The organism is Paracoccus sp. FO-3 (genome assembly GCF_006386455.1).
GTDB lineage: Bacteria > Pseudomonadota > Alphaproteobacteria > Rhodobacterales > Rhodobacteraceae > Paracoccus > Paracoccus versutus.
The window spans coordinates 1-23,602 of the sequence record NZ_VCBQ01000062.1; the positions used below are offsets into that span (position 1 = coordinate 1).

Genomic DNA, 23,602 nt, shown 5'->3' on the forward strand with positions numbered 1-23,602 from the left:
AGCCCGCCGATCGCCCGCTCGACCCCGGCCAGGGCCTGCGCGGTCGCCTCGCGCTCGGCGGCCAGCGTCTCGCCCAGCCGGTCACGGTCCGACCCCAGCAGCCCGGCCAGCCGCTCCACCCCCTCGGCCAGCGCCAGCGAGCGCTGGTCGGCGGCGGCGGCCTCCTGGTCGCGCAATTCGTCGCGGCGCAGGTAGAAGTCCTGCAGGCCGGTCATCTGCGCCTCGACCCGCTCGATGAAGCCGGCCAGCGCCGCCTCGCCCAGCCCCTGCCCGTCGCTGCCGCCCAGGCCGATGCGGGTAAAGCCCGACATCCATTCCTCGAGCTCGCGATAGAAGCGGTTCTGGCCATGGGCGACGAACAGCTCCAGCAGCCCGACCACCAGCGAGCCGGCCAGGCCCAGGAGCGAGCTGGAAAAGGCCGTGGCCATGCCGCCCAGCTGCGATTCCAGCCCCGTCATCAGCTTGTTGAAGACCTCGAGCCCGGTCTCGCCATCCTTGGGCGAAAGCGCGCGGATCGTGTCCACCACGGCCGGCACCGTGGTCGCAAGCCCGTAGAACGTCCCCAACAGGCCCAGGAAGATCAGCAGGTTCGCGAGGTAACGGGTGATGTCGCGCGCCTCGTCGATCCGCGTCGCCACCGATTCCAGGATCGAGCGCGAGGATTCGGTCGAGATCGCCCCGCCCACCGGCCCGCGCTGGCCCAGCAGCGCGGCCAGGGGCGCCAGCAGCCGCGGCGCATCGTCCGGCCCCGCCGGCTCGGCCGCGCTGACGCCGCGCTCGGCGGCATTGCGGCGGCGGGCGGCGAAACGCTCGATCCAGCTGACGGATTTGACCAGCTCGGCCACCTGCCAGAAACAGCCCAGCACGCCCATGACGAAGACGGCCAGGATCAGCCCGTTCAGGTATTCGTTCGAATGAAAGATCGACAGGATGCGGCCATAGGCGAACCAGGCGCCGGCCACGACCAGCACCAGCACGATCAGCATCAGCAGGATCTGCCGGACGGGCTGCGAGAATTGCGGCTGCGACGGCCCGGTCCCGCCCGGCCCCCCGTCGCGCGTGGCCGCCAGCCGGGCGGCGCGAGAGCGGCGGCCTTCCGGCGCGGCGGGNTCGGGACAAGTTCCACCCCCTTGCTGTTTTCCGAGCCGACTGTAGAGGCCGGACCCGCGCCTGCCAAGCGCCCTCGCCAGGGGAAATCGCGCCTATCCCCCGCCGGGGTGCAACAGCCCGCGGACCTGCCGCGCCAGCTCGTCCAGGGCCTGGTCCTCGATGCCCATCTGCGCCAGGTGCCGGGCGGTGTTGAACAGGTAATCCGCGTTCGGCCCCCGCCCGCCCTGCGCCACGGCGATGATGCGGGCCTGTTCGTGCAGCTCCAGCGGGCCGGCATATTGGTCGTGATCGCGCCGGATCACATAGGCGATCGCCTCGACGCCGCGGCCGTCGTCCAGCGCCAGCGGCAGGAAAAGCTCGGCATAGGCGTTGGTGGTCAGCTCGCGCGCGCGCAGGCCGGACAGCGTCTCTTCCCAGTCCGGCTCGGCCACGCGCAGCGCCAGGCCCCGGCAATGCGCCCCCGGATCGGCCTCCAGCCCCAGGACCAGCCCCGGCGTCTCGCTGGTGCCGCGATAGACGATCGAGCGCAGGCAGAAGCTGCGGGCATAGCCGTCCAGCGTCGCGGGCACCATCTCGGCCACGGGAAAGCCCGGATCCCACATCAAAGAGCCATAGGCAAAGACCCAATGCTCCGGCCGTTCACCCATTCTTTACCCCGGCGCCCTAGATAATTCGGTCAGGAAAAACTTAGGACAGCAGGGCCGGCGTTCCAAGACGCCATGAAACCCCCGAGGACCGGATGCGCCGATTGCTTGCCCCCCTGATCGTTCTTGCCCTGATCCTGGGCGGCCTGTGGCTGGGCGGGGAAAGCCTGATGGCGCAGCAGCTGCGCCGGATCGCGGCCGGGCAACCCGCGGCCGAGCTGGGCGCGGTGCAGGAACTGCGCGAGCCGGGCCGGATCGGGGTGCGCGCCTTGGCGCTGGGGATGCAGACCGACCTCGGCCGCGTCGAACTGCCGCAGGCGGAGCTTTGGCTCAGCCCGCTGCGGCCCACGGAGCTGCGGCTGGCCCTGCCGCCCGGCGCGACGCTGGACCCCGGCTCGGGCCCCGTGGCGCTGGGGCTTGGCGATGCCGCCGCCCGGCTGCGCGTGCAGCCGCTGAACGGGCTGGCCATGGCCTCGGCCGGGATCGAGGCCGGCCCGCTGACGGTCGAGGGCGCGGCGCTCGCCACGCGGCTGCACGCCAACGCCGTGCAGCGCGACCTCGACGCCGATGCGCCGGAGGCCGCCGCGGCCGCCTATGACCTGGAGCTGGACCTGGACGATTTGGAACCCGGCCTGTTCGCGACCCTGCCCCTGCCCGGCCGGCTCAGCCTGGCCGCCACCGGCCGGGTCTGGCTGGACGCCCTGCCCCGTCCGGCGACGCTGGACCCCGACCGGGCGCCGCTGCCGGTGGGGCTGCGGCTCGACGATGCCGAATTGCGCCTGGGCGCGGTGCAGGCCCGCATCCTGGGCCGAATCGAGGCCGATGCCCAGGGCCGCGCCCAGGGCCGGCTGGTGCTTTACACCAGGGATGCCGAGGCGCTGTTGCAGGCCGCGGCCACGGCGGGACTGATCCCGACCAGGGTGGTGACGCTGGCCGGCACCATGCTCAAGAACATCTCGGACCTGCCGCTGCCCGAGGATGCGGGCCAGGATTTCCCGCCCCCGGCCGAGGGCGAATTGCGCCTGCCGCTCAGCTTCGCCGAGGGCAGGACGAGCCTTGGCCCGATGGTGCTGGGCCCGGCCCCGGCCTTCCCGCGCCGCTAGGGCCCGCGCCGCTAGCAGGCTGCTGAAAAAGGATTTTGAGAGGGCGACGCAGCGGAAATCGTTCTGGATCCAGCGAATATCGGCCCGGAAATGGGGTGTTTTCGGCAATTTGAGGCGGATTTCCCGGTTCCCCGCCCACGCTGTCCTGTCGCAAGGACTTTTTCAGCAGCCTGCTAGGGCTTGGGCGTCTCGCCCGCCGCCAGGCTGCGGCCGAAATCCGGTGCCGCGGTGTCCTGCCCGGCCTCGATGATGCCGCGCCGGATCGCCCGCGTGCGGGTGAAGTAATCGTGCAGATGCGCCCCGTCGCCCATGCGGATCGCGCGCTGCAGCACGAAAAGCTCCTCGGTAAAGCGGCCCAGGATGTCCAGCACCGCCTCCTTGTTCTGCAGGAACACGTCGCGCCACATGGTCGGGTCCGAGGCGGCGATGCGGGTGAAGTCCCGAAAACCCGCCGCCGAATACTTGATGACCTCGCTTTCGGTGACGCGCTTGAGGTGATCGGCCACCCCCACCATGGTATAGGCGATCAGATGCGGCGTATGGCTGGTCACAGCCAGCACCAGGTCGTGATGGGCGGCGTCCATCGCCTCGACATTGGCACCCATGGCGCGGATCAGCACCGACAGCCGCTCGACCGCCGCCAGATCGCTGTCCGGGACGGGGGTCAGCAGCCACCAGCGGTTGCGAAACAGCGCGGCAAAGCCCGAACGGGGGCCGGAATGCTCGGTCCCGGCCAGCGGATGGCCGGGGATGAAATGCACGCCCGCGGGGATATGCGGCGCCACCGCCTCGATCACCGCCTGCTTGACCGAGCCCACGTCGGTCACGGTCGCGCCGGGCTTCAGATGCGGCGCGATCTCGGCCGCGACCGCGCCCATGGCGCCCACCGGCACGGCCAGCACCACCAGGTCGGCCCCCGCCACCGCCTCGGCCGCGCTCTCGGCCACGCGGTCGACCAGCCCGATCTCGCGCGCGACGGCGCGGGTCTCGGGGCTGCGGGCATGGCCCACCACCTCGCGCGCCAGCCCCGCCTCGCGCATGGCCAGCGACATCGAGCCGGCGATCAGCCCCAGCCCGATCAGCGCCACCCGGTCATAGATCGCGGCCATCAGCGGCTTCCCGCGCGCTCGGCCATGAACTGGCCGATGACATGGGCCACGCGCCGGCAGGACGCCTCGTCGCCCACGGTGATGCGCAGGCAATGCGGCAGGCCGTAGCCGCCGACGCGACGCACGATCAGCCCCTGCGCCTTCAGATATTCGTCGCAGGCCCCCGCGGTCTCGACATCGGCAAAACGCGCCAGGATGAAATTTGCGCAGGAGGTGTCCGAGGGCACGCCCTTCTCGGCCAGCGCCTCGGCCAGCCAGGCGCGCATGCGGGCATTCTCGGCCTGGCAGCGGGCGATATGCTCGCGGTCGCGCATGGCGGCCTCGGCCCCCTCCAGCGCGACATTGGACAGGTTGAAGGGGCCGCGAATGCGATTCAGCACATCGACGATCTCGCGCGGGCCGTAACCCCAGCCGACGCGCAGCCCGCCCAGCCCGTAGATCTTCGAGAAGGTCCGGGTCATGAACACGTTGGGCAGCCGGCTCGCCAGCTCGGCGCCGCCGTCGTAATCCTCGACATATTCGGCATAGGCCGCATCGACCACCAGGATCGCCTGCGGCACGGCGCGGGCCAGCCGCTCCAGCTCCGGCAGGCCGATCATGGTGCCGGTCGGGTTGTTGGGATTGGCGACGAAGATCAGCCGCGTGCGCTCGCTCGCCCCGGCGATCAGCGCGTCCACATCCGTCACCCGGTCGCGTTCGGCCACCTGCACCGGGGTCGCCCCGGCGGCATGGGCCGAGATGCGATACATCAGGAAACCATGCTCGGTGAACAGAACCTCGGTCCCCGGCCCGGCATAGGCCTGGCACAGGAAATGGATGATCTCGTCCGAGCCGACGCCGCAGATGATGCGGTCCGGGTCCAGCCCATGCACCTCGCCGATGGCAGCGCGCAGCCCGGCATGGTCGGTATTGGGATAGCGGTGCAGCGCATGGGCGGCGCGGATCACCGCCTCGCGCGCCTTGTCCGACGGCCCGAAGGGGTTCTCGTTCGAGGAAAGCTTCACGACATTCTCGACCCCCGCCACCTTCGAGGCCCCGCCCTCGTAAAGCGAGATCTCCATGATGCCGGGTTGCGGAGCGATGGTCGTCTGGTTCTGCGACATGGCGGCCCTCTTGCAAGCCCGGCCGTCTTAGCGCCCGGAGAAAGGCTTGGAAAGCCTCGTCGGCCCGCCGCCATCACCGTTTTCCAAATACTCCCGCGACGGCGCGCGGCATGCGCCGGCGCCGCCGGTCTCCCCCGGCTTCTTCGTTCCGAAAATACCCATGCAAGGCCGCAGCCGGCCCGGCGGCGCCGTCACTCGGCCGCCAGCGCCTTCTCCAGCTCGGGCAGGAAGCGGTTGGTGTAATCCTCGCGCACCAGCGGCCCGGCATAGCGGTAAAGGATGCGGCCCGAACCGTCGATGATGAAGGTCTCGGGCGGCGCGGTCACGCCCCAGTCGATCGCCACCCGCCCGCGCGGATCGGTGGCAAGCGCGTGATAGGGGTCGCCATGCTCGGACAGGAACCCCAGCGCGGCGCCCTCGGGATCCTTCAGGTCGACGCCATAGACCGGCAGCTTGGCCGAAAGCTCGGTCAGCGTCGGATGCTCGGCGCGGCAGGGCGGGCACCAGCTGGCCCAGAAATTCACCAGCTTCACCCCCGGCTGGCGCAGCATCTCGTCGGTCAGCTGCACCTTGCCGGGCAGCGTGGTCTCGCCGACCGAAGGCGCCTCGCGCCCGATCATGGCCGAGGGCAGCGCGTCGGGATCGTCGCGCAGCAGCGCCCAGCCGGAAAGCCCGGCGAAACCGGCAAACACCGCCACCGGCAACAGCATCATCGGCGAGATCCTAGCCACGGCGCTCATGCTCCTGCAATTCGCGGCGGGCGCGGGCATTGGCCAGCACGGTCTGGACGACGATGCCGACCAGCAGCACCAGGCTTGCGCCATAGGCCGCCAGGACGGTCCCGGCATATTTGCCAAGTTCGGTCATGCGCGATTCTCCCTCGCCAGCAGGGCCGCCAGGCGGCGGCGGCGGATCTCGGTCCGGGTGCGGACCAGCAAAAGCGCCAGGAACAGCAGGAAGAACCCCGCCATGGTCAGGTAGAGCGGATAGCGATAGACCGCCGACATCCGCTCGCCCGGCGCCATGGACAGCGAGGCGCCCTGGTGCAGCCCCTGGTTCCAGAAGTTCACCGCATAGCGCGACAGCAGCGCAAAGACCGAGCCCACGAGGCACAGAACCCCGGTCAGGTCGGCGGCGCTGTCGGGATTCTCGACCGCCCCCCACAGCGCCATGTAGCCCAGATAGAACAGGAACAGGATCAGGAACGAGGTCAGCCGCGGATCCCATTCCCACCAGGTGCCCCACATCGGCTGGCCCCAGATCGCCCCGGTGATCAGCGCGATCAGCGTCATCACCGCGCCGACGGGCGCCGCGGCCTTGGCGGCCAGCGCGCTGACGTGGTGGCGCCGGACCAGCCAGATCAGCGAGGTCACCAGCATCATCAGCCAGATGTTGATCGCCATCAGCGCGGCGGGGACGTGCAGGAAGATGATCTTGACCGTCGATCCCTGCTTGTAGTCCTGGGGCGTCAGAAAGCCCCAGACCAGCCCCGCCACGGTGCAGACCGCCGCCGCCGCGGCCACCCAGGGCAGCACGGCGCCCGAGGTGCGCATGAACTTGACGGGGTTGGCATATTCCCAGATTGACATATTCGCTTCCTAAATCGGGCGCGTCGCCCGCTCAAGTGGCCAGTGGTCGCATTCACCGCAGATTGACACGCAGCGCAGCGGCTGCGGCAAAGGGCGCCAGGGCCAATGTGGCCAGCGTGATCGCCGCCAGGAAGACCAAAGGCGTCACCGGATCGGCCCCTGCGGCACCGCGCCGCACCGCCTCGGCCCCGAAGATCAGCGTCGGCACGTAGAGCGGCAGCACCAGCAGCGACATCAGCAGCCCGCCACGACGCAGCCCCACCGTCACCGCCGCGCCGAAGGCGCCCAGCATCGACAGCGTCGGCGTGCCCAGCATCAGCGAGGCGACCAGCCAGGGATAGGCCGGCCCCGGCAGGTGCAAAAGCAGCCCGAAGACCGGCGCCGACAGCGCCAGCGGCAGGCCCGTCACCAGCCAATGCGCGAAGGCCTTGATCGCCACCGTCCCCTCCAGCGGCAGGGGCGCCGTGGCCAGCAGGTCCAGGCTGCCATCCTCGAAATCCAGCGCAAAGATGCGGTCGAGCGACAGCAGGCACGAGAGCAGCGCCCCGACCCACAGGATGCCCGGCGCGATGCGCGAAAGCTGGCCGCCCTCGGGGCCGACGCCGAAGGGGACCAGCGTGCAGACGATCAGGAAGAACGCCAGCGCCAGGCCGAAGCCACCGCCGGCGCGAGTGGCCAGCCGCAGGTCGCGGATCAGCAGCGCCTTCATCCGCGCATCCTCATTTGGCCGCCCTCATCCGAATGCCTCGTTGAAACCGGCCGGCCGCGATTCGCGGCGCGTGCGGGTGGCGCGATAGGGGCCAAGCTCCAGGATCTCGGCCTCGGGCAGGCCCAGCTCGATATGGGTGGCGATCACCGCCGCCCCGCCCCGCCCCAGATGGGCGCGCAGCATCCCGGCGAACAGCGCCACCGAATCGCGATCCAGCGATACCGTCGGCTCGTCGAGCAGCCAGACCGGGCGGCCCGTCACCATCAGCCGCGCCAGCCCCAGCCGCCGCTTCTGCCCGGCGGAAAGCGCATGCGCCGGGCGGTCGGCCAGGTCGCGCAGGTTCATCGCCTCCAGCGCTCCGGCGATGTCATGGCCGCCGAAGATCTCGGACCAGAAGCGCAGGTTCTCGGCCGCGGTCAGCGCCGGCTTCAGCCCGTCGGAATGGCCGGCATAGGCGATGGCGTCGGGCGCGGCCTCGATCACTCCGGCGACCAGCGGCTGCAGCCCGGCCAGCGTGCGCAGAAGCGTGGTCTTGCCGACGCCGTTCGGCCCGCGCAGCACCAGCGCGCCGCCGGCCTCCAGGTTGAAGCTGACGCCCTCGACGGCACGCAGCCCGCCCCGCGCCACGGCCAGGTCGCGGACCGCGAGCAGGCTCATAGCGGGATCAGCGCGCAGGCCACGCGCCGGCCTTCGGACAGCGTGACGTTGTAGCTGCGCGCGGCCGAGGGCGAGTTCATCGGCTCGGCCATCACCCCCGCGGCGTCCAGCGCCGCGGCCAGGTCGCGCGGCGGAAAGGCGATCTCGGCCCCCATGCCCAGGAAAAGCACGTCCACCTGGCCGGCCAGCGCCAGCAGGGGGGCGCGGTCATCCAGCCCGCCCCAGGGCTGCACGCCCGCGGCGGTGACGATCACCCCGCCATGATGCACCACGCCGCCGACGCGAAAGAAGCCGGGGCCGTAGCCGTCCACCGGCACGGCCCCGGAAAATTCCGTCGGCACCATCATCGGCATCAGGGCGCGTCCCGGAAGGCGGCGGGAATGTCCTCACCCGGCGCCTTTTCCTTGGGATCGGGCTTGGACCAGTCGCGCTTGACGCCCAGCCACAGCACGATGTTCTTGGCGACATAGATCGTCGAATAGCAGCCCACGATCACGCCCCAGAGCATGGCGATGACGAAGTCGCGGATCACGTCGCCGCCAAAGATCAGCATGGCGGTCAGCGCGATGGCGGTCGTCACCGCCGTCATGATGGTGCGCGACAGCGTCTCGTTGCAGGTCAGGTTCATCAGGTCGAGCAGCGGCCGCGTCTTGTACTTGATCAGGTTCTCGCGCAGCCGGTCGAAGACCACGACCGTATCGTTGCACGAAAAGCCCAGCGTGGTCAGCAGCGCCGCGATGGTGGTCAGGTCGAAGCGCAGCTGGAACAGCGAGAACAGCCCGACCGTCAGCAGCACGTCATGGATCAGCGAGATCACCGCCCCCAGCGCGAACTGCCATTCGAAGCGCAGCCAGATATAGAACATGATGCCGATGGTCGCGGCACCCACCGCATAGAGGGCGGTCTTGATCAGCTCGCCCGAGACCTTGGGGCCGACCGATTCCACCGCGGCAAAGACCACCTGCGGATCGACGGTCTTCAGCGCCGCCTCGATCTCGTTCAGCTGCTCGGGCGTGACCGATCCGGTCTCGTCGGTCGTGCCGATGCGGATCATGGCGACATGCTTGGTGGTGCCGAAGGCGGGGTCGAAGACCTCGGTGATCGAGACATCGCCCAGGTCCAGATCGCTCATCGCCTGGCGATAGTCGCCGACCTCGAAGGCGGTCGGGCTTTCGGTGCGGATGGTGGTGCCGCCCTTGAAGTCGATGCCGAAGTTCAGCCCCATCACCAGCAGCAGCAGGACCGATCCGACCATGGCCGCGGCCGAGACGCCGAAGGTCAGCCATTGCCAGCGGAAGAAGTTGAAGGCGGTGTTGTCGGGAACGAGTTTCAGACGAAATGCCATGGTCCTGCTCCCTTACAAGATCAGTTCTTTGGGCTTGCGCCATTCCAGCCAGAACACGATCATCAGCCGCGTCAGGTAGATCGCGGTAAAGACCGAGGTGACAAGGCCGATGGTCAGCGTGACCGCGAAGCCCTTGACCGGACCCGAGCCCAGGAAGAACATCACCGCGGCGGCGATGAAGCTGGTGACGTTGGCGTCGATGATCGCCGACATCGCCTCGCTGAAGCCGTCGTCGATGGCCTTGACGATGCGCTTGCCGGCGCGCAGTTCCTCGCGGATGCGTTCGTAGATGATGACGTTGGCATCCACCGCCGTGCCGACGGTCAGCACGATGCCGGCGATGCCGGGAAGCGTCAGCGTCGCCCCCATCATCGACATGACCGACAGGATCAGGATGACGTTGACGATCACCGCGATCGAGGCGAAGACGCCGAACAGCCCGTAGCTTGCGACCATATAGGCCACCACGGCGACCGTGGCGATGATCGAGGACAGCCGGCCGGCGTCGATCGAATCCTGCCCCAGCTCCGGGCCGATGGTGCGTTCTTCCAGGAAGGTCATCTCGGCCGGCAGGGCGCCGGCGCGCAGCAGCACGGCCAGACGGGTCGATTCGTCCACGTTCATCGCGCCCGAGATCTGGCCCGAGCCGGTGGTGATCGCCTGCCGGATCACCGGGGCCGAGATCACCTGGTTGTCCAGCACGATGGCGAAGGGCTGGCCGATATTGGCCGAGGTATAGGCCCCGAACCGCTTGGCGCCCGAGGGGCCGAAGCGGAAATCGACCGCCGGCGCGCCGTTCTGGTCGAAGCTGGGCCGGGCGTCGGTCAGATCCTCGCCGGTGACGACCGGACTTTCCTCGATCACGTAATAGACGCCGGGCTCGTCCATCGAGGGCAGCAGCACATTGCCGGTGCCGGGGCGGGCGTTGGCGTCGGCGATGCGGCTGACCACCGGGTTGAAGGTCAGCTTCGCCGTGGTGCCGATCAGCTGCTTCAGCTCCTCGGCCGAGCCGATGCCGGGCACCTGGATCAGGATGCGGTCCTTGCCCTGGCGCATGATCGTCGGCTCGCGCGTGCCGACCTCGTCGATGCGGCGGCGGATGATCTCGAGGCTCTGCTGCACGGTGCGGTCGTCGGTCGCGGCCTTTTCCGCATCCGAAAGCTGCACGGTAAGCCGGTTGCCCGAGGCCGAGATCGCCAGGTCGCTTTGCCCCGCGCCGGTCAGCGAGGTGACGGGCACGGCAAGGCCGCGGGCGATCTCGACCGCCTTGGCCATCTGGTCGGGATTGCCGATCTCGACCGCCAGCTGCCCCTCGGGCGCCTGGACGCGGCGGACGGCGCCTACCACGTCGCGCTGCGCCGCCAGCGCGTCGCGCAGCTCGGGCCAAAGCGCATCCATGCGCGCCTTGTAGACATCCCGGACATGCACCTCGCCCAGAAGATGGGCGCCGCCGCGCAGGTCCAGGCCCAGGTTGACCAACCCCGAGGGCAGCCAGTCGGGCCAGCCGGCGCGGGCGGCGGCGTCTTCCTGGGATTCGAACCCGTTGCGTTCGGCGGCGGTGACGGCGTCGTTATGCTGCTCGACCCGGCTGTAGAACAGGTTCGGCATGGCATAGAGCAGACCCAGGGCGACGAGCCCCAGGATCAGCAGACGCTTCCAGAATGGGATGTCCAGCATGGCGGGATGCGGTTCTTCAGCTGTTGGCGGCGGCGGGTTGGGTGCGGTTCACGAGCCCGGTCACGGTCGAGCGGATCACGCGGACCTTGACGCCGGGGGCGATCTCGACCTCGAGCTCGTTCTCGCGCACCGAGGTCACCTTGCCGATCAGCCCGCCCTGGGTCACGATCTCGTCGCCCTTCTTCAGCGCCTCGACCATGGCGCGATGTTCCTTCACGCGCTTCTGCTGCGGGCGGATCATCAGGAAATACATGATGACGAAGATCAGGATGAGCGGCAGGAACGAGGCGAGTCCTGCAGCGCCGGAAGCGCCTCCGGCGGCCTGGGCATAGGCGGGGGTCACGAGCATTAAGTCTATCCCTGTGCTGTCGTTCTCCGGGCGATCCCCCGGCGGAATTGGCGCGCACCCTATCCGCGGCTCGGACCGATGGCAAGAAAGCCGATGGCTGCTCGCCGCACTGGCGCAGGGGGGCTCCGCCCCCGTCCTTCGGACTCCCCCGGGATATTTGGGCACGAAAGAAAGGCCCGCGCTTCTTTCGTGTCAAAATATCCTGGGGGAAGCGCGGAACGCGCTGGGGGCAAAGCCCCCGCTGAAAGGTGCCGTGGACACGGGCGGCGAGCTGTGGCAGGTCAATGCGGGCCAAGCCTAGCAAGGGGGATCACGATGGCTGAGGACAAGGCGCCCCATCCCGCGCCGGACCATCCCGCACTGGCCCGCGATGCGGCCGATCGCACCGGCATCCGCCGCCTGCTGGCGATCATGGCCGCGCTGCGCGACCCGCAGGCCGGCTGCCCCTGGGACATCGAGCAGGACTTCGCCTCGATCGCGCCCTATACCATCGAAGAGGCGCATGAGGTCGCCGACGCCATCGCGCGCGAAGCCTGGGACGAATTGCCTGGCGAGCTGGGCGACCTGCTGCTGCAGGTGGTTTTCCACGCGCAAATGGCGGCCGAGGCGGGCATGTTCGACTTTGCCGACGTGGTCGAGAAGATCTCGGACAAGATGATCGACCGCCACCCGCATATCTTCGGCGACGAATCCCGCGACAAGTCCGCCGCCCAACAGATCAAGGATTGGGAGGCGATCAAGGCCCGCGAACGCGCCGCCAAGGCGGAACGCGGCGTGCTGGACGGGGTGGCGCTTGGCCTGCCGGCGCTGACCCGCGCGGTCAAGCTGCAGAACCGCGCCGCCCGCGTCGGCTTCGACTGGCCCGGCCCGGCCGAGGTGCTGGACAAGATCACCGAGGAGGCGCGCGAGCTGGTCGAGGCCAGGGGCGGCTCCGATCACGCCCATTTGACCGAGGAATTCGGCGACCTGATGTTCGTGATGGCGAATCTGGCCCGGCATCTGAAGATCGACCCCGAGGAGGCGCTGCGCCTGGCCAATGCCAAGTTCACCCGCCGCTTCCGCTCCATCGAGGCGGCGCTCGCCGCCCAGGGCCGCCGCCCCGAGGACAGCGACCTGGCCGAGATGGACGCGCTGTGGAACGAGGCCAAGGCTGCCGAACGCGCCTGATCCGCTGGCCGCCTTGCCGCCGCTGGCCGGGATCGAGCCGCTGCGCGTGGCGCGCGACCGGCCCGACCGGCTGGTGGTGCAGGTCCGGCTGGACGGGCGGCCGGCCTGGCTCCGGCAGTTCCGCGGCGCCGATCCCGCCGCCGGCGTGACCCAGGCCCTGGTGCGGCTGCATCGGGCGGCCGAATTGCTGGGGCAGGATCTCGACGCCGTCGCCCCGCCCCTGCTGGCCCTGCCCGAACGCGGTATCCTGATCACCGCGCCGGCTCCGGGCCGGCCCATGGCGCAGCTGCTGGCCGAGGCGGACCCGGTGGAACGCGCCGCGCTGATCGCGCGCATCGGGGTTTGGCTGCGCCACCTGGCCGCCGCGACGCGCGCCCGCGGCACCTTCGGCCCGCGCTTCTGGCTCAACGGGCTCGAGGCGCGGATCGCGGCGGCCTCGGGGGGCTGGATCGACGCCGACCTGGTCGCCGGCCACATGCGGCGGATGCGGGCCGAGGCCGCCCCGCTGCGCGGCGCCGCGGTCGAGCGCGGGCTCTGCCACGGCGACCTGACGCCCGACAACCTTTTCGCCGACGAGCCCCGCCCCGGCGCGCTGCGGCTGACCGCCATCGACATGCAGGGCGCGACCGAAATGGCGCTGGCCCGCGACATGGCGCGGCTGCTGGTCTGGCTGGAAAGCCGGCGTGCGGAGCCGCCGGGACGGACGCGGGACGGGATCGCCCTGGCCGACTGGCAGGCTCTGGCCGGGGTGCCGGGCCTGCTGGCGCCGGACCAGACGCCGATCCTGCGTTTCCTGGTCGGGGAATTAATGCTGGCCTATTATCTCGACAGCGCCCGCCAGCCGGTGCGGCGCCGGGCGCTGGTCCGGGCGATGCGGGCCTGGGCCAAGGACGAGGTCACGCCGGCGCCATGACCTCGGCCAGCGCCGCGTCATAGACCGCCAGAGCCTCGACCCGGTCGCGGGCCCGCGATGCGCCTTCGGACAATTGCCGCCGCCAGCCGCGCGCGCCGGGACGGCCGTGGAACAGGCCCAGCATGTGCCGCGTCGCCTGATGCAGCCGCCCGCCCTGGGCAAGATGCGCATCGACAAGGTCGCGCAGCGCCCGCGCCGCCTCCAGCGGACCGGCAAAGCGCGGCTCCTCGCCCCACAGCCGGTCGGCCTCGCCCAGGATGTCCCAGGGCTGGTGATAGGCCGCGCGCCCGACCATCACCCCGTCCATCGCCCGCAGGTGATCGCGCACGGCATCGAGCGAGGCGATGCCGCCGTTGATCGACAGGTGCAGGTCGGGAAACGCCTGCTTCATGCGATGCACCAGCGGATAGTCCAACGGCGGAATCTCGCGATTCTCGCGCGGCGACAGGCCCTGGAGCCAGGCCTTGCGGGCATGGATGGTCATGCGGCGCACGCCCACGTCGCGCATGCGGGCGATGAAATCGGGCAGCACCGCCTCGGGCAGCTGATCGTCCACGCCGATGCGGCATTTCACTGTGACCTCGACCGGGCTGGCGGCGATCATCGCCGCGACGCATTCGGCGACCAGTTCCGGCCGGGTCATCAGCACGGCGCCGAAACAGCCCGATTGCACCCGGTCGCTGGGGCAGCCGACGTTCAGGTTGATCTCGTCATAGCCCCAATCGGCGCCGATCCGCGCCGCCTCGGCCAGCTGCGCCGGGTCAGAGCCGCCCAGCTGCAACGCCACCGGATGCTCGGCCGCGTCGAAATCCAGGAGCCTGGCCCGGTCGCCGAAAACCAGCGCCGGGGCCGTCACCATCTCGGTATAAAGCAGCGCGCGGCGTGACAGCAGCCGGTGGATGCGGCGGCAAAGGCTGTCGGTCCAATCCATCATCGGCGCGACGGAAAGCCGCGCGCTGTTGTTTTTGTTGATGAAACTATCCGTCTCAGCCATTTCCAGCACTGGTCGCGCCGCCCGATCCTGTCTTGTTCCCGCCTGCGAATCGCGGGGTCTTGGCAAATCCCAGGGAACCACCGCCCCGGCGCCGCTCCTGGAACGGCATCGCCGTCTATAGCGCAGCGGCACCGGCAGCGCCACCTTGGGGATTCGACCCCCGAAATCATCAAGGGGTGCTTTCCGGGATATTGAAAAGCCGCCCATGGGGCGGCTTCATTGTCGCGACAACCATCGGCCGGTCATAAACGACCGGCCAGGTTTTGTCAGAACCGATACGACGCCCGGATCTGGACCATATCCGCATCAAGGTCGATATTGGTGCCGTCCACATCCGAGAAATCGGCATGGCTGTATTCCAGGCCGGCCGAGAAATTGTCGGTCAAAAGGAAATCGGCGCCAATGCCATAGGTCAGGCCGGTTTCCTTGGCATCCTCGCCCGAAAGACGCGCGGCACCCAGGGTCACATAGGGCTGGAACTTGCCCATGTCGTAGCCGGCACGGGCGCGCAGGCGCCACAGGTCCGCGCTGCCGTCGAAATCGTCATGCTCGACATTGTTGTAGTCCAGTTCGCCGCCCAGGACGAACTGGCCGAAATCGCGCAGATAACCGGCGTGCAGGCCAAGCGCGTCGAAATCGCCCGCATCGACGGTGACGCCGGGAACCGAGGCGTCGAGGCTGCCCTGCCCGTATTGGAGACCGGCATAGAACCCGGTCCAATCGACATCGGCGCGGGTTTGCGCGACGGCCACCGGCTGCTCAACGACCGGAGGAACATATCCCCCGGCAAAGGAGGCGCCCGCAACAAGGCTGGCCGCGGCGGCATAGAATGCAGTTTTCAACTTCATCTCCGTAAGTCATGCGAATGCTCGCCGGCGGCGCATATCGGCAAAGCCGCGACCGGAAAAGCGGCCGGAAAAAGCCGCGAGGGCGATGTGATATTTTTATGACTCGGACATTTGCATATCATGCCTGCGCCGGAGCTTTATAAGCTCAAGCCGACGATCCCGCGCCGATGAAAACACGACATCCTAGCCGCGGCACAGCAGGCCGCCGCCCTGCCCCAGGCAACCGACGGGGCGCTGCCCTGGACCGGGAATCGCTGGGGCGCAAGCCGCACCGCGTTCAAACGGCCGTCGCCTGCACGGATCATGATCCGTCCGGCTTCTTGCGCTTGGTGGCTGATTGGATGGTACCGCCTCCCCGGCTCGAACGGGGGACCTCTAGATCCACAATCTAGCGCTCTAACCAACTGAGCTAAGGCGGCACAGGCGGGTATCTAGCGCCAGCCACCGGGCTGCGCAAGCCCGTCTTGCCGGAAATTCGCATGCGGGTTAAGGAAAATCCCCCGGATCCATGAGGCCAGGCGCCAGGAGAGCCAGCATGAGCATCAACAGCCAAAGCGACATCGCCGCCAATCTTCAGATCGGCCCCACCGACCGCGGCATGGTCAGGATCTATGTCGAGGCCGAGAACGTCGACCTGCCGCTGGACTTCGACCCCGACGAGGCCGAGGAAATCGCCGAGGAACTGCTGGCCGCCGCCGAGGCCGCGCGCAGCATCGGCGGCCCCTCGAAACCCGGCAAGGATGTCAGGAAGCCGCGCCGCTGATCCCCATCGGATCGGTCAGCGCCAGAAGCCGCGCGGTCGAGACGCGGGCGATGTCGCGCAAAAGCCGGCTGCGCCGCGCCCCGGCCAGCCGCGATTCGGGGGCCATGCGCACCAGCTCGGCCCCCCAGCTGTCGGCGCGGATCAGGCCCGAGCCCTGGGGCAGCAGGTCTTCGGGGAAATCGGCATCCACCGCCCAGAAGAAGCGGTCGCAGAACTGCAGATAGCCCTGCCATTTCCGGTCCGAGACGAAATCGGCCCGGCAGCTCTTGCATTCGACGACCCAAATCTCGCCCCTGGGCGTGACCGAGATCACGTCGACCCGCAGCCCGCCCGCCGGGACAAATTCCGGCAGCGCCGCATGGCCCAGCCCGGCCAGCATCCGCGCCACCCCGCGCGCAAGCCGCTGGCCCGGCAGGGCGGGCAGAAGATCGGCGGTCGGATCGGCGGCGCTGTTCATGCGCCCACCATGAACGAAAGGGAAACATTGTGCAAGCCCGCGCCGCCCTTGCAGCCCATGGGCGGCCGTCCTATCTTTGGGGCTGGCGGGTTTCTGCTCTTCTCGTGCGCGGCCATCTTTCTCACTGGCCTATAACTTCACCGAGGGGGCTGGCTCTGTCGGGGCCCTGGTCCCGTTATCCGGTTCCCACCTGGACATCCAGGCTTTCGGGGAAACCTGCGCCGCCACGGTCGCTGCGGTTCCCGCCACCGCTTTTCCCCCTGCTCCCGATGCAAAAAGGGGCGGCCCGAAGGCCGCCCATGGAGAGAGAGGAGAGATCTTTTTCTTCTGCTCGATCAGAAGCCGTAGACCAGCGACACGCCCAGCGTGTTGTCGGTGCGGGTCGCGCGATCCGAAACATACTCGGTCTTATAGGAAATCCGGGTCGCGAAGGCTTCCGTCATCTTGAAGTTCAGACCCAGTTCGTTGGTCGCGGTATCGTTCGCGTCCGAGGTCAGATAGTCGGTGTCGTTGGTGATGAAGAACTGGTCGTTGATCCGGTGATAGAAACGCGACGACAGCAGGTAGCCGACTTCGGTTTCCGTGTTGTAGTCGTAGGTCTCGGCGACCGGGTCGATCACGTCCACGGCCTTGGTGTAGCGCACGCCGACGGCGGCCTGCACGCGCCAGGCGGTGGTGTCGTTGTTGATCACGCGGTAACCCGGACCGACGCCGAAATAGGCGTCACGCTTCAGGCGGCCGTCCAAGTCCGCGAAGCTCTCGTCGGTGGCCAGGCTGACCGGATCGTTGGCCAGCGCATCGGTCGTCAGACGACCCAGAGCGAAGCCGTAGAAGCGATCGTTGATGTCATACATGCCTTCGTAGATGACATAGGTCTTTTCGGTATCCGTGTCGCCGGCATTGTTCTCGCCGTATTCAAGCAGGATACCGACCGATTGCGAGAAGCGGCCCTGGTTCGACGACAGGCGGCCGGCCAGGCTGAAGTCCTGGTTCTCGCTGTTGCCGGTGCGGCCGACGTAGCTCAGCGCGACCGAGCCGAACACGCCTTGGCGGCGCTCGGGATTGCCGAAGCGATAGGCGTCGGACGAGCGGTCGAAATCGTCGCGGACCGCCTCCTCGACGTCCCGCATCTGTTCGTTGACTTCCGTGATGCCGGTGGCATCGGCGCCCGTGGCGATTTCGGATTGCGCGAAAGCGGGGGCCGAGAACGCGGCGGCCAGGGCGGTGGCACCGGCGAGGTAAGCAAGCGTCTTCATTGTGTCAGTCCTTTTCCGAACCGTTTCGTGTCCGTGGCACCGCCCTTGCGGAACCACGAGCATCTCTGCTGGCCCAGAGGTAGAACCGTCGCGCCCGACGATAAAGAGGCCCGGAAAACTGCGCAAAAACTCGCAAAAACGTGAAATTCGGCGGGAACCTGCCCATCGGCGGAAAACGGATCATGCGAAAACGTGATGAAACCTTTTCGCCCGCCGGTTGCACGAAATTTTCGGCGCGGCCTCAGGCGGGTAACAGGGCACCACATTGCTAACGAAAGATGACAATGCTGAAACACCGGGATGACGGCAAGGCGTTGCACAAAAAAAAGGCACCGGATCGGCGCCTTTCCGAGATGAAATTGTTGCGAAAGGTCCACAGTGGCGACGCAAAAATGCAGCGCCTGCCGGGCGGGGCCGCGAAATCAGCGCGGGCGGGTGGCGGCGGGGGCCATGGCGGGCGCGGGGTTGGGGCGAATCCGCTGCCGCAGGCCGCCGCCGCGGCCATCCTTGCGGGCCATCAGCATGATGCGGATGCCGAACTGCACCCCCGAGAACAGGATGGTGTGGAAGACGACCAGCATCAGCACCGCGATCCAGCCGCCGCGCGTGGCCGTCACCAGATGCCGCAGCGTGCCGACATCCAGCGCCAGAAGCAGCGCGGTAAAGGCCAGCGCCAGTGCGAAGCCGATGGCGATGCTGACGATATAAAGCCGGACGAGTTGCGGCATCTTTTTTCCCGGAACAGACAAGCCCGGCCATTCTAGCGCGGATCGCGGCAAAGCCCGAGGGGAAAATCCCGCGCGCCCCGCGTCAGAATGCCTCGGGACGGGCCTCGCGCGCCATGTGGTCCAGCACCGCGTTGACGAATTTCGACTCGCGCCCCTCGGCGAAGAAGGCCTGCGACAGGCGGACATATTCGGCGATGACCACCTTGGGCGGGGTCTTGGGCGTCACCAGCTCGGCGCCCGCGGCCCGGAAGACCGAGCGCAGCACCGGGTCGATGCGGCCGATCGGCCATTTCGCCACCAGCGCCCGGTCGGTCATCTGGTCGATCCGCGACTGCCAGGTGACGGCATCGTCCACGATGCGGGTGAACAGCGCCTGGTCGGCCTCGGCCGAGACCATGTCCTCGTCCTCGTCCTCGCGGCCGATGCGCCAGTTCAGGAACTCGCGCTGCACGCGGTCGGCGGACTGGCCGCCCGCCTCCATCTGGAACAGCGCCTGCACCGCATAAAGCCGCGCGGCCGCGGCGCGGGCCTGCCGCGCCTGCCGGTCGCCGTCGCGGCGCGTCTTGTCGCCCGCCCCGCTCATGCGCTGCCCGGCCCGTCGATCTCGCCGGCCAGCTTGATCACGTCGCGCGGCACCGGGGCGTCGCCCCGCGGCGATTGCCCGGCCCAGCCGCGCTTGAGCGCGATCAGGTGCAGCGCCGCGGCCGCGGCCCCGCCGCCCTTGTTTTGGCCCTGCGGATCGGCGCGCAACTCGGCCTGGGCGGTGTTTTCCACCGTCAGGATGCCGTTGCCGATGCAATGGCCCTGCAGGCCCAGCAGCATCAGCCCGCGCGAGCTGTCGTTGCAGACGGTGTCGTAATGCGTCGTCTCGCCGCGGATCACGCAGCCAAGCGCGACATAGCCGTCGTAAAGGTTGCGGCCGGCCGCCAGGGCGATGGCGCTGGGGATTTCCAGCGCGCCGGGCACCTCGACCAGATCGACGGTGGCGCCGGCGGTCTCGGCCACGCCGCGCGCGCCGGCGATCAGCCCGTCGGCGATCTGGCGGTAATAGGGCGCGACCACGATCAGCAGGCGCGCGCCGCCCTCGATCCGGGGCAGCGGCAATTGGTCATGTTCGATGCTGGCGGCCATTTCGTCACTCTTTGGGAATCGAGCGGGTGGAATGGATCGAAAGCCCGTAGGCGTCAAGCCCGACCACCTTGACCGGCGCCGAATTGGTCAGCACCACCAGCTCGGACAGGCCGAGCGCCGAGAGGATCTGCGCCCCCAGCCCGTATTGGCGCAGCACATGCGAGGAAACCTCGTCCTGGCGCGGCAGGCGCGGCTCGAGGTCGCGAAACAGCACCACGACGCCCCTACCCTCCTGGGCGATGACGCGCATGGCGGCGTCCAGGGTGCCGGCGCTCTCGCGCCCGATGCCCAGGACGTCGTGCAGCGGGTCCAGCACATGCATGCGCACCGGCACCGGGCCGGGCGCGGTCAGGTCGCCCTTGGTCAGCACGATATGCTCGGCCCCCGAGGTCTCGTCGGCGAAGATGCGCATCATCCAGTCGCCGCCATGGATCGAATGCACGGCGCGCTGGCCGCGCTCGGCGATCAGGTTGTCGTGGCGGCGGCGATAGGCGATCAGGTCGCTGATGGTGCCGATCTTCAGCCCGTGCTTCTGCGCGAATGCCACCAGGTCCGGCAGCCGCGCCATGGTGCCGTCCTCGTTCATGATCTCGCAGATCACGCCCGAGGGGTTCAGCCCCGCCAGCCGCGCCACGTCCACCGCCGCCTCGGTATGGCCGGCGCGCACCAGCACGCCGCCCTCGCGGGCGCGCAGCGGAAAGACATGGCCGGGCGTGGCGATGTCGGCCGCGCCCTTGCTGGGGTCGATGGCCACCGCGACGGTATGGGCGCGGTCATGGGCCGAGATGCCGGTGGTCACGCCCTCGCGCGCCTCGATCGACATGGTGAAGGCGGTCTCGTGCCGGCTGGAGTTCTTGGGGCTCATCAGCTGCAGGCCAAGCGCGTCGATGCGCGGGCCGGGCAGCGACAGGCAGATCAGCCCGCGGCCATGGGTGGCCATGAAGTTGATCGCCTCGGGCGTGGCCATCTGGGCGGGGATGACCAGGTCGCCCTCGTTCTCGCGGTCCTCGTGGTCGACCAGGATGAACATGCGGCCGTTGCGGGCCTCGTTGATGATCTCCTCGATGGGAGAGATCGCGTCGGACCAGTCGCGCTCGACCGGCCCCGGCTTTTCATACTGCATCCGCCGCTCCTGCAAAGAATTGCCGGCCGGTGACGAAACCCGCCAGCCCGCCTGCCACCATCATTTCCCGCTCATGCCCGGTCTCGCCGATCATCAGCACCGCATCGCCGGGCAGGCCCCGTGCCCGCAGCCAGCCCTTCATCCCGTCCCGGATCGCCGACCAGCTGGCGCCAAAGGGCGGCAGGCGTTCGGCCGAGACCGCCCCGATCTGCACCGCGATCGCATCGGGCGCAAGCCCCGGCGCGCAGCCCAGATGCGGCGCGGCGGCACTTTCGGCGATGCGCCGGCGCTCGGCCGCGCCGACCGGCTGGCCGTCGCGGAACACCCCCAGCGCATTCGTCGAGTAAAGAAACGCCACCAGGTCGCGCCCGGTCGTCGCCCGCACCCCGGCATAGGTCTTGTAGTCCAGCCCCAGCTGCCTGGCCCGGCGGACCTGCATGCGCACCACCTCGACCGGCAGCCGCGCGCCCAGCAGCTCGCGCCGCGCCACGGTCCAGGCATGGGCGCGAAAGCCACGGCCCGCCTCGGGGGACAGCGCCGGACCGCGGTTATGGCCGATCCCGGCCATCAGCCCGCCTCGGCCAGCCGCGCGACATAGCGCGCCAGCGTGTCGATTTCCAGGTTCACCTCGTCGCCCGGCTGCATCTCGCCCCAGGTGGTCACGGCCTGGGTGTGGGGGATGACGTTCACGCCGAAGCGGTCGCCCTCGACCTCGTTCACCGTCAGCGAGGTGCCGTTCAGCGCCACCGAGCCCTTGGGCGCGATGAAGCGCGCCAGCGCCCTGGGCGCGCGCAGGGTGATGCGGGTGCTGCCGCCTTCGTCGCGCATCTCCTCGATCACCGCGACGCCGTCGACATGGCCCGAGACGATATGCCCGCCCAGCTCGTCGCCGACGCGCAGCGCGCGTTCCAGGTTCAGCCGCTTGCCGGGCGCCCAGCCGTTGGCGCCGATGTTGGTCTTGGAGATGGTCTCGGCCGAGATGTCCACGTCGAACCAGTCCGCCCCCTTCTCGACCACGGTCAGGCAGATGCCGTCGCAGGAGATCGAGGCGCCCAGGTCCACCCCCGCCATCTCGTAATGGCAGGAAATCCGCGCCCGCATGTCGCCGCGCATCTCGACGCGGGATACCTCGCCGATATCGGTGATGATGCCGGTAAACATGGACGCCCCCTTCCTTTGGCTGCCCGAGAACTAGAGCCTCGGCGCGCGATCTTCAAGCAAAGCCGCAGCCGGGGGCCGCGCCGATTAAGGCAAAATGAGGAAAGGCCGTGACAGCGGCGGGATTTTGGTGCAATCAGAGGGAATATGACCTCGGTGGCTGGGCCCCGCCTGTAGCGAAAAGCCCGATTCCTGCACAAACAGACACCAGGCTCATATGCTCAATCCCATGACCGGCCCCCGCCACGTCCGCGATCTGCGCCCCGCCCCGGCGCCTGCGGCACCCCAGCGCCCGCTTGCGCCGCCCGATCCGCCGCCGCCCCAGCGCAAGCTGGTCCCGGTGGCGGCGACCGCCGCATTGCCCGCAGCCAAGCGCGTCTTCCTGATGCTGCAGGGCCCGCACGGCCCGTTCTTCGACCGCGTCGGCCGGCTTTTGCGCGCCACCGGCGCCCAGGTCTGGCGCGTCGGCTTCAACGCCGGCGACGAGTTCTTCTGGTCCGACGCGTCCCGGTTCATCCGCCACGACACCGGGCCCGAGGACTGGCCCGACCACCTGGACCGCATCGTCACCGAAAAGGGCGTGACCGACATCGTGCTTTACGGCGACGTGCGCCCGGTCCATGCCGCCGCGCGCGAGGCGGCGCGGCGCCACGACCTGGTGCTGCATGTCTTCGAGGAAGGCTATCTGCGCCCGTTCTGGATCACCTATGAGCGCGGCGGCTCGAACGGGCATTCGGCGCTGATGCGCATCCCTCTGCGCGAGATGCGCAATGCCCTGCGCAACCGCATCGCCGAGATGCACCGCCCGCCGGCGCGCTGGGGCGACATGCGCCAGCACAAGTTCTATGGCGCGCTCTATCACTTCCTGGTGCTGGTGGCGAACCGCCGCTATCCCGGCTACCGCACCCACCGCCAGATCGGCGTGTTCCAGGAATTCCGGCTGAACCTGCGCCGCTTCCTGCTGACGCCCTTGCACGCCCTGGCCCGCATGCGCGAGGCGGGGGCGGTGCGCCGCGGCGGCTTTCCCTATGTGCTGGTGCTGATGCAGCTGGAACATGATTCCAACTTCGTCGCCCATTCCCCCTATCGCCGCATGGCCGAGTTCACCGACGAAGTGCTGACCGCCTTCGCCCGCTCGGCGCCGCGCCACCACCACATCGTCTTCAAGGCCCATCCGCTCGAGGACGGGCGCGGCGGCATCCGCCACGCCATCCTGGCCAGGGCGCGCGAGCTGGGGATCGAGGACCGGGTCCATTTCGTGCGCGGCGGCAAGCTGGCGCGGCTGCTGAACCAGGCCCATGCGGCGGTGACGGTGAACTCGACCGCCGCGCAGCAGGCGCTGTGGCGCGGGCTGCCGGTCAAGGCCATGGGCCAGGCGGTCTTCGACAAGCCCGGCCTCGTCTCGGACCAGAGCCTGGACGAATTCCTGCACGACCCGCGCCCGCCCCATGCCCTGGCCTATCGCCGCTATCGCGACTTCCTGCTGGAAAGCAGCCAGGTGCCGGGCGGGTTTTACGCCGCGCGGTCCCGCGCCCATGCGCTGCGCATCGTGGTGGACATGATCCTGGCGCCCGAGGATCCCTATCAGGCGCTTTTCGCCGGACGTGGCAAATATCGGCAACAGATGGGCGGCAAGGACGATTGAGCAGGGCAAAAATATGGAAAACCC

The 23,602-nt window shown here is 68.9% G+C and carries 27 protein-coding genes, 1 tRNA gene and 1 pseudogene; 5 read left to right on the plus strand and 24 right to left on the minus strand.

Annotated features, from left to right (window positions below; translation table 11 throughout):
* A pseudogene (locus FE811_RS16715) lies at positions 1-986 on the minus strand (hypothetical protein); the annotation flags it as partial.
* A 216-nt stretch (positions 987-1,202) separates the two neighbouring features.
* Positions 1,203-1,757, minus strand: a complete 555-nt coding sequence (locus FE811_RS16720; RefSeq protein WP_036759370.1) for a gamma-glutamylcyclotransferase — start codon at positions 1,755-1,757, stop codon at positions 1,203-1,205.
* 92 nt (positions 1,758-1,849) lie between these two features.
* Here FE811_RS16720 and FE811_RS16725 point away from each other — a divergent pair, with 92 nt between their 5' ends.
* Positions 1,850-2,857 (plus strand): DUF2125 domain-containing protein, encoded by a 1,008-nt coding sequence (locus FE811_RS16725; protein ID WP_116222820.1) that lies wholly within the window; start codon positions 1,850-1,852, stop codon positions 2,855-2,857.
* A gap of 173 nt (positions 2,858-3,030) precedes the next feature.
* Here FE811_RS16725 and FE811_RS16730 read toward each other — a convergent pair whose 3' ends face one another.
* The 11 genes from FE811_RS16730 to yajC form a co-directional block, all read right to left on the minus strand.
* A complete protein-coding gene (locus FE811_RS16730; RefSeq protein WP_116222821.1) occupies positions 3,031-3,966 on the minus strand; it encodes a prephenate/arogenate dehydrogenase family protein in 936 nt (311 codons plus the stop codon).
* Entirely contained in the window at positions 3,966-5,069 is a 1,104-nt protein-coding gene (gene hisC / locus FE811_RS16735) for a histidinol-phosphate transaminase (protein ID WP_116222822.1), read from the minus strand. The genes FE811_RS16730 and hisC overlap by 1 nt, the downstream gene beginning before the upstream one ends.
* A 191-nt stretch (positions 5,070-5,260) precedes the next feature.
* Positions 5,261-5,779 carry a DsbE family thiol:disulfide interchange protein gene (locus FE811_RS16740; protein ID WP_036759389.1) on the minus strand — a complete coding sequence of 173 codons (519 nt, stop codon included), beginning with the start codon at positions 5,777-5,779 and terminating at the stop codon, positions 5,261-5,263.
* A 13-nt stretch (positions 5,780-5,792) separates the two neighbouring features.
* On the minus strand, positions 5,793-5,936 hold the full coding sequence (gene ccmD, locus FE811_RS16745) for a heme exporter protein CcmD (protein ID WP_024844546.1): 144 nt from the start codon (positions 5,934-5,936) through the stop codon (positions 5,793-5,795).
* Positions 5,933-6,658 (minus strand): heme ABC transporter permease, encoded by a 726-nt coding sequence (locus tag FE811_RS16750; RefSeq protein ID WP_036759376.1) that lies wholly within the window; start codon positions 6,656-6,658, stop codon positions 5,933-5,935. Before FE811_RS16750 ends, ccmD begins: the two co-directional genes overlap by 4 nt.
* Before the next feature lie 52 nt (positions 6,659-6,710).
* A complete protein-coding gene (gene ccmB, locus FE811_RS16755; RefSeq protein WP_116222823.1) occupies positions 6,711-7,367 on the minus strand; it encodes a heme exporter protein CcmB in 657 nt (218 codons plus the stop codon).
* A 24-nt stretch (positions 7,368-7,391) separates the two neighbouring features.
* On the minus strand, positions 7,392-8,024 hold the full coding sequence (gene ccmA, locus FE811_RS16760; RefSeq protein WP_114534713.1) for a heme ABC exporter ATP-binding protein CcmA: 633 nt from the start codon (positions 8,022-8,024) through the stop codon (positions 7,392-7,394).
* The gene (locus FE811_RS16765) at positions 8,021-8,377 is read right to left on the minus strand and encodes an Mth938-like domain-containing protein (RefSeq protein ID WP_083539286.1); all 357 of its coding nucleotides are present in this window, start codon (positions 8,375-8,377) and stop codon (positions 8,021-8,023) included. The genes ccmA and FE811_RS16765 overlap by 4 nt, the downstream gene beginning before the upstream one ends.
* Positions 8,377-9,369 carry a protein translocase subunit SecF gene (secF, locus tag FE811_RS16770; protein WP_116222824.1) on the minus strand — a complete coding sequence of 331 codons (993 nt, stop codon included), beginning with the start codon at positions 9,367-9,369 and terminating at the stop codon, positions 8,377-8,379. The genes FE811_RS16765 and secF overlap by 1 nt, the downstream gene beginning before the upstream one ends.
* A gap of 12 nt (positions 9,370-9,381) precedes the next feature.
* Complete coding sequence (gene secD / locus FE811_RS16775; RefSeq protein WP_116222825.1) at positions 9,382-11,046, minus strand: protein translocase subunit SecD; 1,665 nt, start codon at positions 11,044-11,046, stop codon at positions 9,382-9,384.
* A 16-nt stretch (positions 11,047-11,062) separates the two neighbouring features.
* Positions 11,063-11,395 (minus strand): preprotein translocase subunit YajC, encoded by a 333-nt coding sequence (yajC, locus tag FE811_RS16780; protein ID WP_036759383.1) that lies wholly within the window; start codon positions 11,393-11,395, stop codon positions 11,063-11,065.
* A gap of 411 nt (positions 11,396-11,806) precedes the next feature.
* On the opposite strand from yajC, the gene mazG reads away from it, so the two are divergent.
* The gene (mazG, locus tag FE811_RS16785) at positions 11,807-12,562 is read left to right on the plus strand and encodes a nucleoside triphosphate pyrophosphohydrolase (RefSeq protein ID WP_243785241.1); all 756 of its coding nucleotides are present in this window, start codon (positions 11,807-11,809) and stop codon (positions 12,560-12,562) included.
* Positions 12,563-12,575: 13 nt separating this feature from the next.
* Positions 12,576-13,475 carry a phosphotransferase gene (locus FE811_RS16790; RefSeq protein WP_244295325.1) on the plus strand — a complete coding sequence of 300 codons (900 nt, stop codon included), beginning with the start codon at positions 12,576-12,578 and terminating at the stop codon, positions 13,473-13,475.
* Here the strand turns inward: FE811_RS16790 and dusA are convergent.
* The 3 genes from dusA to FE811_RS16805 all read right to left on the minus strand — a co-directional run bounded on the left by dusA (position 13,459) and on the right by FE811_RS16805 (position 15,736).
* Complete coding sequence (gene dusA, locus FE811_RS16795) at positions 13,459-14,469, minus strand: tRNA dihydrouridine(20/20a) synthase DusA (RefSeq protein WP_140848149.1); 1,011 nt, start codon at positions 14,467-14,469, stop codon at positions 13,459-13,461. The genes FE811_RS16790 and dusA overlap by 17 nt on opposite strands.
* A gap of 266 nt (positions 14,470-14,735) precedes the next feature.
* Entirely contained in the window at positions 14,736-15,311 is a 576-nt protein-coding gene (locus tag FE811_RS16800; RefSeq protein ID WP_255469756.1) for an outer membrane protein, read from the minus strand.
* Positions 15,312-15,659: 348 nt separating this feature from the next.
* Positions 15,660-15,736: transfer RNA gene (locus FE811_RS16805), tRNA-His, on the minus strand.
* A 116-nt stretch (positions 15,737-15,852) separates the two neighbouring features.
* On the opposite strand from FE811_RS16805, the gene FE811_RS16810 reads away from it, so the two are divergent.
* Positions 15,853-16,080: a DUF6324 family protein gene (locus FE811_RS16810; protein ID WP_024844535.1), complete on the plus strand. Its 228-nt coding sequence runs from the start codon at positions 15,853-15,855 to the stop codon at positions 16,078-16,080.
* Here the strand turns inward: FE811_RS16810 and FE811_RS16815 are convergent.
* The 8 genes from FE811_RS16815 to FE811_RS16850 all read right to left on the minus strand — a co-directional run bounded on the left by FE811_RS16815 (position 16,061) and on the right by FE811_RS16850 (position 21,936).
* Entirely contained in the window at positions 16,061-16,537 is a 477-nt protein-coding gene (locus tag FE811_RS16815; protein WP_036759385.1) for an MmcB family DNA repair protein, read from the minus strand. The two genes, FE811_RS16810 and FE811_RS16815, sit on opposite strands and share 20 nt — an antisense overlap.
* 335 nt (positions 16,538-16,872) lie before the next feature.
* The gene (locus FE811_RS16820; RefSeq protein ID WP_036759386.1) at positions 16,873-17,793 is read right to left on the minus strand and encodes a YdiY family protein; all 921 of its coding nucleotides are present in this window, start codon (positions 17,791-17,793) and stop codon (positions 16,873-16,875) included.
* Positions 17,794-18,215: 422 nt separating this feature from the next.
* Positions 18,216-18,521, minus strand: a complete 306-nt coding sequence (locus tag FE811_RS16825) for a hypothetical protein (RefSeq protein WP_072462862.1) — start codon at positions 18,519-18,521, stop codon at positions 18,216-18,218.
* 82 nt (positions 18,522-18,603) lie between these two features.
* A complete protein-coding gene (gene nusB, locus FE811_RS16830) occupies positions 18,604-19,104 on the minus strand; it encodes a transcription antitermination factor NusB (RefSeq protein WP_036751013.1) in 501 nt (166 codons plus the stop codon).
* A complete protein-coding gene (locus tag FE811_RS16835; protein ID WP_036751016.1) occupies positions 19,101-19,652 on the minus strand; it encodes a 6,7-dimethyl-8-ribityllumazine synthase in 552 nt (183 codons plus the stop codon). The genes nusB and FE811_RS16835 overlap by 4 nt, the downstream gene beginning before the upstream one ends.
* 4 nt (positions 19,653-19,656) lie before the next feature.
* Positions 19,657-20,775 carry a 3,4-dihydroxy-2-butanone-4-phosphate synthase gene (gene ribB / locus FE811_RS16840; protein WP_036751019.1) on the minus strand — a complete coding sequence of 373 codons (1,119 nt, stop codon included), beginning with the start codon at positions 20,773-20,775 and terminating at the stop codon, positions 19,657-19,659.
* Complete coding sequence (locus FE811_RS16845) at positions 20,765-21,343, minus strand: hypothetical protein (RefSeq protein ID WP_036751022.1); 579 nt, start codon at positions 21,341-21,343, stop codon at positions 20,765-20,767. The genes ribB and FE811_RS16845 overlap by 11 nt, the downstream gene beginning before the upstream one ends.
* Positions 21,343-21,936 (minus strand): riboflavin synthase, encoded by a 594-nt coding sequence (locus tag FE811_RS16850; protein WP_116222353.1) that lies wholly within the window; start codon positions 21,934-21,936, stop codon positions 21,343-21,345. The genes FE811_RS16845 and FE811_RS16850 overlap by 1 nt, the downstream gene beginning before the upstream one ends.
* Positions 21,937-22,162: 226 nt before the next feature.
* Here FE811_RS16850 and FE811_RS16855 point away from each other — a divergent pair, with 226 nt between their 5' ends.
* Positions 22,163-23,578, plus strand: coding sequence for a capsule biosynthesis protein (locus FE811_RS16855; RefSeq protein WP_116222464.1), 1,416 nt, complete (start codon positions 22,163-22,165; stop codon positions 23,576-23,578).
* The last annotated feature ends 24 nt before the right edge of the window (positions 23,579-23,602 follow it).

What these genes read in the sequence shown, in the direction of transcription:
- FE811_RS16720 (WP_036759370.1), bottom strand. Translation starts at nt 1,757, where the DNA reads ATGGGTGAACGGCCGGAGCATTGGGTCTTTGCCTATGGCTCTTTGATG.
- FE811_RS16725 (WP_116222820.1), top strand. Translation starts at nt 1,850, where the DNA reads ATGCGCCGATTGCTTGCCCCCCTGATCGTTCTTGCCCTGATCCTGGGC.
- FE811_RS16730 (WP_116222821.1), bottom strand. Translation starts at nt 3,966, where the DNA reads ATGGCCGCGATCTATGACCGGGTGGCGCTGATCGGGCTGGGGCTGATC.
- hisC (WP_116222822.1), bottom strand. Translation starts at nt 5,069, where the DNA reads ATGTCGCAGAACCAGACGACCATCGCTCCGCAACCCGGCATCATGGAG.
- FE811_RS16740 (WP_036759389.1), bottom strand. Translation starts at nt 5,779, where the DNA reads ATGCTGTTGCCGGTGGCGGTGTTTGCCGGTTTCGCCGGGCTTTCCGGC.
- ccmD (WP_024844546.1), bottom strand. Translation starts at nt 5,936, where the DNA reads ATGACCGAACTTGGCAAATATGCCGGGACCGTCCTGGCGGCCTATGGC.
- FE811_RS16750 (WP_036759376.1), bottom strand. Translation starts at nt 6,658, where the DNA reads ATGTCAATCTGGGAATATGCCAACCCCGTCAAGTTCATGCGCACCTCG.
- ccmB (WP_116222823.1), bottom strand. Translation starts at nt 7,367, where the DNA reads ATGAAGGCGCTGCTGATCCGCGACCTGCGGCTGGCCACTCGCGCCGGC.
- ccmA (WP_114534713.1), bottom strand. Translation starts at nt 8,024, where the DNA reads ATGAGCCTGCTCGCGGTCCGCGACCTGGCCGTGGCGCGGGGCGGGCTG.
- FE811_RS16765 (WP_083539286.1), bottom strand. Translation starts at nt 8,377, where the DNA reads ATGCCGATGATGGTGCCGACGGAATTTTCCGGGGCCGTGCCGGTGGAC.
- secF (WP_116222824.1), bottom strand. Translation starts at nt 9,369, where the DNA reads ATGGCATTTCGTCTGAAACTCGTTCCCGACAACACCGCCTTCAACTTC.
- secD (WP_116222825.1), bottom strand. Translation starts at nt 11,046, where the DNA reads ATGCTGGACATCCCATTCTGGAAGCGTCTGCTGATCCTGGGGCTCGTC.
- yajC (WP_036759383.1), bottom strand. Translation starts at nt 11,395, where the DNA reads ATGCTCGTGACCCCCGCCTATGCCCAGGCCGCCGGAGGCGCTTCCGGC.
- mazG (WP_243785241.1), top strand. Translation starts at nt 11,807, where the DNA reads ATGGCCGCGCTGCGCGACCCGCAGGCCGGCTGCCCCTGGGACATCGAG.
- dusA (WP_140848149.1), bottom strand. Translation starts at nt 14,469, where the DNA reads ATGGCTGAGACGGATAGTTTCATCAACAAAAACAACAGCGCGCGGCTT.
- FE811_RS16810 (WP_024844535.1), top strand. Translation starts at nt 15,853, where the DNA reads ATGAGCATCAACAGCCAAAGCGACATCGCCGCCAATCTTCAGATCGGC.
- FE811_RS16815 (WP_036759385.1), bottom strand. Translation starts at nt 16,537, where the DNA reads ATGAACAGCGCCGCCGATCCGACCGCCGATCTTCTGCCCGCCCTGCCG.
- FE811_RS16820 (WP_036759386.1), bottom strand. Translation starts at nt 17,793, where the DNA reads ATGAAGACGCTTGCTTACCTCGCCGGTGCCACCGCCCTGGCCGCCGCG.
- FE811_RS16825 (WP_072462862.1), bottom strand. Translation starts at nt 18,521, where the DNA reads ATGCCGCAACTCGTCCGGCTTTATATCGTCAGCATCGCCATCGGCTTC.
- nusB (WP_036751013.1), bottom strand. Translation starts at nt 19,104, where the DNA reads ATGAGCGGGGCGGGCGACAAGACGCGCCGCGACGGCGACCGGCAGGCG.
- FE811_RS16835 (WP_036751016.1), bottom strand. Translation starts at nt 19,652, where the DNA reads ATGGCCGCCAGCATCGAACATGACCAATTGCCGCTGCCCCGGATCGAG.
- ribB (WP_036751019.1), bottom strand. Translation starts at nt 20,775, where the DNA reads ATGCAGTATGAAAAGCCGGGGCCGGTCGAGCGCGACTGGTCCGACGCG.
- FE811_RS16845 (WP_036751022.1), bottom strand. Translation starts at nt 21,343, where the DNA reads ATGGCCGGGATCGGCCATAACCGCGGTCCGGCGCTGTCCCCCGAGGCG.
- FE811_RS16850 (WP_116222353.1), bottom strand. Translation starts at nt 21,936, where the DNA reads ATGTTTACCGGCATCATCACCGATATCGGCGAGGTATCCCGCGTCGAG.
- FE811_RS16855 (WP_116222464.1), top strand. Translation starts at nt 22,163, where the DNA reads ATGACCGGCCCCCGCCACGTCCGCGATCTGCGCCCCGCCCCGGCGCCT.